7 protein-coding genes are annotated in these 7688 nt (G+C 44.4%); 1 reads left to right on the forward strand and 6 read right to left on the reverse strand.

All coding sequences use genetic code 11. The annotated features are described in order from the left end of the window. On the reverse strand, positions 1–598 hold a 598-nt coding region (locus tag V7Q33_RS22920), incomplete at its 3' end, for a hypothetical protein (protein ID WP_333821433.1). A 212-nt stretch (positions 599–810) separates the two neighbouring features. Next, positions 811–1704, reverse strand: coding sequence for a PfkB family carbohydrate kinase (locus V7Q33_RS22925; RefSeq protein WP_333821435.1), 894 nt, complete (start codon positions 1702–1704; stop codon positions 811–813). Positions 1705–1915: 211 nt separating this feature from the next. Here V7Q33_RS22925 and V7Q33_RS22930 point away from each other — a divergent pair, with 211 nt between their 5' ends. Next, complete coding sequence (locus V7Q33_RS22930; RefSeq protein ID WP_333821436.1) at positions 1916–3841, forward strand: sialate O-acetylesterase; 1926 nt, start codon at positions 1916–1918, stop codon at positions 3839–3841. Between the two features lie 21 nt (positions 3842–3862). On the opposite strand, the gene V7Q33_RS22935 is transcribed toward V7Q33_RS22930, so the two are convergent. From V7Q33_RS22935 to V7Q33_RS22950, 4 genes are all read right to left on the reverse strand, one after another. Next, positions 3863–4333 (reverse strand): hypothetical protein, encoded by a 471-nt coding sequence (locus tag V7Q33_RS22935; protein WP_333821437.1) that lies wholly within the window; start codon positions 4331–4333, stop codon positions 3863–3865. A 235-nt stretch (positions 4334–4568) separates the two neighbouring features. Beyond that, complete coding sequence (locus tag V7Q33_RS22940; RefSeq protein ID WP_333821438.1) at positions 4569–6314, reverse strand: family 43 glycosylhydrolase; 1746 nt, start codon at positions 6312–6314, stop codon at positions 4569–4571. Positions 6315–6500: 186 nt separating this feature from the next. Further along, positions 6501–6998, reverse strand: a complete 498-nt coding sequence (locus V7Q33_RS22945) for a nuclear transport factor 2 family protein (protein ID WP_333821440.1) — start codon at positions 6996–6998, stop codon at positions 6501–6503. A gap of 325 nt (positions 6999–7323) precedes the next feature. Then, a partial coding sequence (locus tag V7Q33_RS22950) for a hypothetical protein (RefSeq protein WP_333821441.1) occupies positions 7324–7688 on the reverse strand: 365 nt, incomplete at its 5' end.

The following is a 7688-nucleotide window of genomic DNA, read 5'->3' on the forward strand; positions in this document are numbered from 1 at the left end:
GCTTCACCGAAGGCAGCCGTATCCACGCGTTGGTTATGTGCAATCGTGCAATCCATATTTTCGACTGATTGGGATTTATTTCGATCGATTTTAGCCGGCCGCCACATCGAACATGTTTGCCTACATATACCTCCTGGTTAATGGCGCGGGCGTAATCGAAATATTCGTAGAGCAGGATGTTGGTTCTTGCTTTATTCGCTGTTATGGTCATGCCCTGCGTTTTGTCTTCGTAGGTTACAAATTTCAGCGTGTTATATACCAGCGATGCACTGTCTACACACGGATGTACCGGCATTACCAGGCGATGACCTATATATTTATACGCATTGCTTAGAAAATCGGCATGCGTCATCTGATCGTGTACTACCATGCCTGCGGCGGCAAAGATGTTCATGTAGATAACAATGCCGCGCACATCCGAAGAGTCATCCCGAGTTGTTGTAATAAGCTGCGAAGTTTTATCGAATGCACCTTTGAAGTCTTCATGCTGCAGGTAAGGGATTACAGTTTCAAAGTCATCGTGTGTAATTACCTGGTTCTGTGCCGAAGCGATGCTGCTCAGCGCCCACGAGAGAAAGAGAATAGAATAGAATTTCATGCACCCGGTATTATAAACGAATAGAAAATAGCGTGATCCTGTTCACAAACGCAAGCCTGCGAATTGATTTTTTATCGGTAAGTAAAACGAATTTATCTCCCACAAATTTCACAAACAGAAACGCTGCTGGTATTTATTCTGTGCAATTCTGTGAGGTCTGCGGGAATTTTTTGATCCGTTGTGCAGAAGTATAAATTATAGAGAGAAAGGCATCAGATATTCACCGCCATAACCTTTCTGCCGTGAGCAGCCATCTTCACAACATCTTCTTTGCTGCCTGTAAATGGCCCTGACGATTCGATCTTGATGGTTGCCATGGCTGCTGCAAATTCACCTGCATCCTGTAGTGCCGCACCTTGCAGGCGTTGGTATAAATACCCGGCCATATACGTATCGCCACAGCCCGTAGCATCTTCAATGGTCTTGGGAAGAAACGCTGGTATTTCGTAAAACACATCGTCTTTATACAACACAGACCCCTGACTGCCCAGGGTGATCACTACTTCTTTTACACCCCAATCGGTCAGAATTTTTGCACCTTCCCGTACGTCTTTCACACCGGTGAGGACTTCCATCTCAAATTCGTTGGCTTTCAGTATATCGATGTAGGGAAGCGCTTCCCGTTTATCCGTCCAGTCAATCGCCAGCACCTTTTCATTTTCAACCTTGCGCAGGTATCCCTGTACATCCAGCGACACAATGCCACGGCTTGCCAGGTCTTTGATCAGCTCTACCGGTATATCATGCGCCAGCAGTGGCCCGAGGTGGAAAATTTTAGCCTGTACATCCACTAATTGTTCTACAGTAAAAGGATCGGCCGTCTGGGGCACACGTTGTGTGCGATGATCCATGTTTCCTGAATAAATATTCTCGAAGTATACTGTATACGTACTGGGCAGCACGTTCACATCAATGCCTTTTGCACGGAGGTCAGATACAAAGTGTATGTCTTTTCGGGAGAGGGCTGTTACCAATGTATACTTTATATGCATGTTTCGAATGGCATTGGAGAAATAGAATGAAGTGCCTCCCGCCATGTGTACAACCGATTTGGTTGTAACTACTTTGTCATGCGTAATGTGCCCGATGCAGCAGATGTCGTACATATACAGTTCGTTTATAATATAAACCCGGCCTGCCGGGACAGTAAGCTCCAAAAATAGTAAAGATTACTTTACCTGGAGATAATCTTGCCAAAACGTCAAATGCAGTGGATTTTGTTCCACAAAAATTAAATATCGTGTTGCCGATCATCTAAAAAATTATGAACAACGGATTGCGCTGGCTTAATTAGCTTGTTCATAACTTTTGTTCACGATGAAATTTCTTTCCCTGAACATCACATGCCTCCTTGTAGTATTGCACTACACCCTGTCGCTGGGGCAGGTAAGACTGCCGCGGCTCATCAGCGATGGTATGGTAATACAACGCGATGTGGAAGTAAAGGTGTGGGGCTGGGCTGCTGCGCGTGAGGTTGTGACAGTTCGTTTTAAAGGTAAAAACTATACCACAAAAACATCGGCAGAAGGAAAGTGGCAAGTAACGCTTGTGCCTTCCCCGGCCGGTGGCCCTTACGATCTGGATGTTGAAGCCAGTAATCACATTACAGTAAAAAATATACTCGTAGGCGATGTGTGGGTTTGCTCCGGACAATCAAACATGGCATTGCCTATGGAACGTGTAAAGGAACGCTACCCGGATGTGATCGCACAGGCAAGTAACCCTTTCATACGTCACTTTTTTCTCTCCACACAATATAATTTCAAGCAGCCTCAGGATGATATTCCCTCCGGCAGCTGGGAGGCCGCTACTCCGGCAAGTGTGCTAAAGTTTAGTGCTACCGCTTATTTCTTTGCAAAAACATTGTATGAAAAATACCATATACCGGTCGGGCTCCTGAATGCCAGCGTAGGCGGATCGCCAGCCGAAGCGTGGCTGAGTGCAGAAGCATTGAAGACTTTTCCGGAAGCCTGGAAAGAATCACAACGGTTCAGCAACGATCGGGTCATCGATAGCATTATTACTGCTGAACGCTTACGCAATACGCGGTGGTATAACAGCCTGCGGCGGGCCGATGAAGGATACAAAGGCGAGATACCCTGGTTCGATGTAAACTATATACCTTCCGGATGGTCTGTTATGAATATACCCGGCTATTGGCGCGATTATGGGCTTGCTATACATGGTGTAGTATGGTTTAGAAAAGAAGTAAATATACCCGCTTCCATAACGGGCAAACCAGCCAGGTTGTTTCTCGGTTGTATTGTGGACAGCGATTCGGTATACATCAACGGTATATTTGCGGGAAGTATAGGCTATCGGTATCCACCCAGGCGATATGAGCTGCCTGCCGGATTGTTGAAGCCCGGAAAGAACACCATCGTTATTCGCGTAATCAACAGTTCCGGTAAAGGCGGTTTTGTAAAAGATAAGAACTATAAGATTGTAAGCGGAAAAGAATCAGTTGACTTGCAAGGCGCCTGGCAGTATAAGGTTGGTGCCATTGCAGATTCTCTGCCACCCACTACTTTTATTCAGTATAAAGCAGGTGGGTTATTCAATGCTATGATTGCACCGCTGGTACACTATCCCATCAAAGGCGTGATCTGGTACCAGGGAGAATCGAATATAGGAATACCTGGCCAGTATCAGGCACTGTTCAGTTCATTGATCACCGATTGGCGCAAGCAATGGAAGCAGGGTAACTTTCCTTTCCTATATGTACAACTCGCCAATTATTCCCTCGATGCAACAGCTGAGAGTGGCTGGCCTGCTCTACGCGAAGCACAACGCAAAACACTTTCGGTTCCCAATACAGGCATGGCGGTAACCATCGACATTGGCGAATGGAATGATCTTCATCCCTTGAACAAGGAAGATGTAGGTAAACGTCTGGCACTGCTCGCAGAAAAATGGGCGTATCACGAAAAAAATATAGTATATACCGGACCGCTATATCAATCCATGAAAATTAAAAAGAACAAGATCAGCTTAACCTTTACAAACACAGGCAGTGGCCTGACGGCCAAAGGAGGCGATGCACTGAAACAGTTTATGATAGCCGGCAGCGATAAACAATTTGTCCCCGCACAAGCAATCATTCAAGGTAACAGAGTAACGGTGTGGAGCGAAAGCGTTACCAGCCCCGTGGCCGTTCGCTACGCATGGGCTAACGATCCGAAAGGAGCAAACCTGTATAATAAAGAAGGGCTTCCCGCTTCGCCCTTTAAGACAGATGATTGATAAAGAGCTTTCAGATATATACTATTCCGGATCAGCCACTGTAAACATAACGCGTTGGCCGTTGGTAAACTGTCCTTTCTTCAACGCAAGCGTTAGTGCATCGTATGCTTTTACAGAGCTTTCATTGGAATCGCTTGCACAGCCATTTAATGTTTCTGCAATGCCTATGTGATTTTTAACCGTATTCGGAAACTCGCCAATGCGGATCATGGCTTTTGTTTTTACCAGCTCCAGTATCACACGCTTGTTCGCTACATTTTCGCGGATAATGGCGATGTGGTTGCCGGCCGGTACTGATACTTTTCCATCTGTAGTCTCAAACGTAAAGCATATCGGCATACCGCCTATAAATATACTTCCCGTGGTACATTCGGGAGTTACCTTGGTACGTTGCAACGTGATGAGATAATTCGCAGGATCTTTCTTCTGTGCAAACAACGATGATACAGCGGCAATGAAAAAGATGAATGAGAGGAGGGTCTTTAGACGCATAAGGGTAGTGTATAAATTGTGCCTACTCTGTAAGGCTTTTCGGCTAAACGCCACCTGTTGTTGAAAGGATTCCGGTGTTATTCCTGGTCTAATATAGGGATAACTTTTTAGAAGGACATTATTATCTGTGGCGATCTTCATATCAAAAAACAATAAAAGCTCCGGGAAGAGCCTTTATTGTTTACAAACCAAATCTTGTAAGAGATAATTTTATATGATCACTTTTACTTTTCAATCATTGATTGTCCGTCACCACATCGCTGGCAGTTATTCCGGCTTCATTAAATGCTTCGATCGTAAAGTAATATTTTTCGTTCACATTGAGACTGTTAATCGTAACGGTGGTATCGCCATATACCATGTAATTCTGATACAAACGGTTTTTATCAAGACCATAACTGATGGTATAGCCTGTGGCATTTTTAGATTTATCCCAGGAAAGTGTCACACTGCGTTTGTCGTTAGAGTTACGCTGCGCGGTTAATTGCGTTACTTTATCAGGACGTGATCCATTCCCTTTTCCAAAAACACGGAAACCGCTCATAGCGAAATTTCCTCCCGGCACCTGCACATTGGTAATCTTCAGGTAGCGGCATGCTACTTTTTGCGGCAATTGAAAGTATACATGTGTATTGTCGGTTTCGTTGTTCTGTTTATCAATCAACATCGTCCAGTCGGTGCCGTTTTCAGAGTATTCAATTTTATACCGGTGAAATATACCTTTCTGTCTGCCCAGTATTTTGGTATTGTGCTCTGCGAAGTTTATCTGTACGGCATATACATCCGATACGTTACCCAGATCGAGTGTAGCATATTCGCCCGCGTTTCCGGTGGCTGCGGCCCAGTAGGTTCGGATGTCTTCGTCCGTCATCAGGTTGGCTGGCAGCGAATCGATCGATGAAGAAACGGTTACTGGTTTGTTGTAGGAGAGCAACATCCATCCCGGGAAAATCTCTTCGAAGTTGTTGATCTTCTTTGTTGGCATAATCATCGGGTAATCGCCGTATTTAGTCAGCGCATAGAGCGTACCCTGGTCGTCAAAGAAAGTTGGATAGAGGCCCAGTCTTCTTTCGAACATGTGTTTTTGCGAGATGGTACTCGTACCAATGTGCCAGTAATTACCATGCGTATCGGCAAATGTACTGCCGTGACCGGCTCCATCGGCAAAGCCTCCCGGTTTGTAAGCAAATGGATTGTGTGGCTGCAGCGAATAAGGACCAAGCGGACTATCGGCTACATATACAGCATCGCTATAGCTTTTATACTCTGTGCCCGGGCCGGAATATTGAAGGTAATATTTACCGTTGAACTTGTTTATCCAGGCACCTTCAATCCACGGACTCTGATTTACCTTTCTGTTATCATCGCCCGGAACTTCCCATCCATGTTGTGATGGGTCACCATGAAGCAATTCTTTTCGCTCGCCTATAAATGCAAAATTATTTTTATAATCCAGTTCAATACCATAGATCGGATTTTTATCCGAGCATCCCCAGTATAGATACAAGCGCTTGTCATCATCGAGAAACAGGGTAGGGTCCCATACGGGCATATCCAGTTTTTCTTTAGCCACCTGCCACGCACCACTTAATGGGTCTGCCGATTTATATAAAGTACTTTTTTCATTGGATGAAGCGAGGAAATATAGTGTATCGTTAATGGCAACAGCCGTAGGAGCATATTCTTCAACCGGTATTTGATTGGTTTCAATGAATGTCCAATCCGTAAGGTCTTTCGAATGCCAGTAACCGCCCGACTTTGATACAAATAGAAAGTATCGGTCTCTGAACCAGACCATGGTAGGATCGGCAGCTTCCCTGCGTGAAGGCAGATCGGTGCAGAAACGATAACTGATGTCAACAGGATTGCAATACGTGGTGAATGTATCTGTAGCAGTTTCAACAACGGGCTTGTCTTTACATCCGGTTAAACAGTACACCCACGCCAATGCAAGGCTCAGATATTTGATGCTCGTTTTCATGAAAATCGATCGATTAAAGTAGAAGTGGCAAAAATACACTTACAAACGACTTCATGAAGCAGGTACTTGATTTATTTCTTTCATGAATCTTGAAGTTCTGCACCCTGATATCTATCGGAACAGATTGTGTGAATCTGCGTCTACTTCATTAAAGATTAACGGATAACAGATCGCGATTAACGGATATCAATGCAGGCTAATCACCCGCGTAATTCTCCAACGCCCATGTTCACTGTGCCACAGGTGGATGAACCTGGCATAATCGCCATGCCCTGCTTCATTTTTACCATGAAATCGGTGCAATCCCATTTCTACTGCGCCATAGCCACGAATCGGATAAACTTCTATACTTCCCGGCAGGAGTTCACGGGTTACTTTTCCGCAGATATTTCTTTCCAAAGCCTGAATGAGTAATTTCTTGGAAGTCATTAAACCACCCTGGTCGTGATAGAATTCAAGATCATCGGAGATCAACTCTTCCTGCAGATCGAGCTTGCAATTATTATAGGAGTCTTCCCAAACGCTGTCCATGTGTACAATACTATCGTATAATGCTTGTGAAGCGGGCACATAGGCCGATGGTTGATCAGAACCAGCATGCCGTGTTGATGAACATGATATAGCAATCATGACAGCAATCAAAATTATCGTTGGGAGAAGAAGGGGAGGTGTTAACCGTTGCATAGTATATCGTTGGGATCTTAATACGGTTGCCTTACTAAGGATATGCCAATTTCAAGAACGCGGGAATCAGAGCGTTTTTGAAGATAGACTTACAAGAATGTTCGGAAATGAACTTACGGTTTGTACAATAAGGAACACTATTCTATAGCGTTGTCAGCAGGGATATATATTTTGACGAGGCTGGTACAGCGCGCAACCTCCATTTGTATAGACAACTCGTTAATTTATGGATCAATGTTGAAATCTACAACATCAGAAAAATCAAAGTTGATAATAACAAATAAACCCCTTGCGGGGTTTATCGTAACTATGGCAGGCGTACATTTTAATTACTTACGCTCATTGTATCCTTAAGCCACGCTAGTGCAGAATTTCTCCCGGAGAAGTAGCGTTCCATTAATTTAATTTCCGTTGCTTCTATATCTTCTTCAAGCAGATCTGTACTCAGGCGTGCCAAATCGTCTGTGGAGATCACAACGGCCATATACTCAATACCTATCTTTGATAAGCTTGGCTTCCACTCTTGGGTAAGCCATTGAATATCTTTTTCAAGGAGTGGCTCTGCTTCTAACGGATCAATGAGCAGTCCGATCTTATCGTGCAGCTCTTTCTTTTCCAGTAAGTAATGATTGATCTTCGCATGCCGGTCTCTCACTTCCTCGCTTAACGAGGAACCTTTAATAACACAAT

Origin of the sequence: Ohtaekwangia sp., from assembly GCF_036786105.1 — a bacterium.
In the GTDB taxonomy this organism is placed as follows: domain Bacteria; phylum Bacteroidota; class Bacteroidia; order Cytophagales; family Cyclobacteriaceae; genus Ohtaekwangia.

Coding starts and splice junctions, on each gene's coding strand:
- V7Q33_RS22925 (WP_333821435.1), bottom strand. CDS start 1,704: ATGTACGACATCTGCTGCATCGGGCACATTACGCATGACAAAGTAGTT.
- V7Q33_RS22930 (WP_333821436.1), top strand. CDS start 1,916: ATGAAATTTCTTTCCCTGAACATCACATGCCTCCTTGTAGTATTGCAC.
- V7Q33_RS22935 (WP_333821437.1), bottom strand. CDS start 4,333: ATGCGTCTAAAGACCCTCCTCTCATTCATCTTTTTCATTGCCGCTGTA.
- V7Q33_RS22940 (WP_333821438.1), bottom strand. CDS start 6,314: ATGAAAACGAGCATCAAATATCTGAGCCTTGCATTGGCGTGGGTGTAC.
- V7Q33_RS22945 (WP_333821440.1), bottom strand. CDS start 6,998: ATGCAACGGTTAACACCTCCCCTTCTTCTCCCAACGATAATTTTGATT.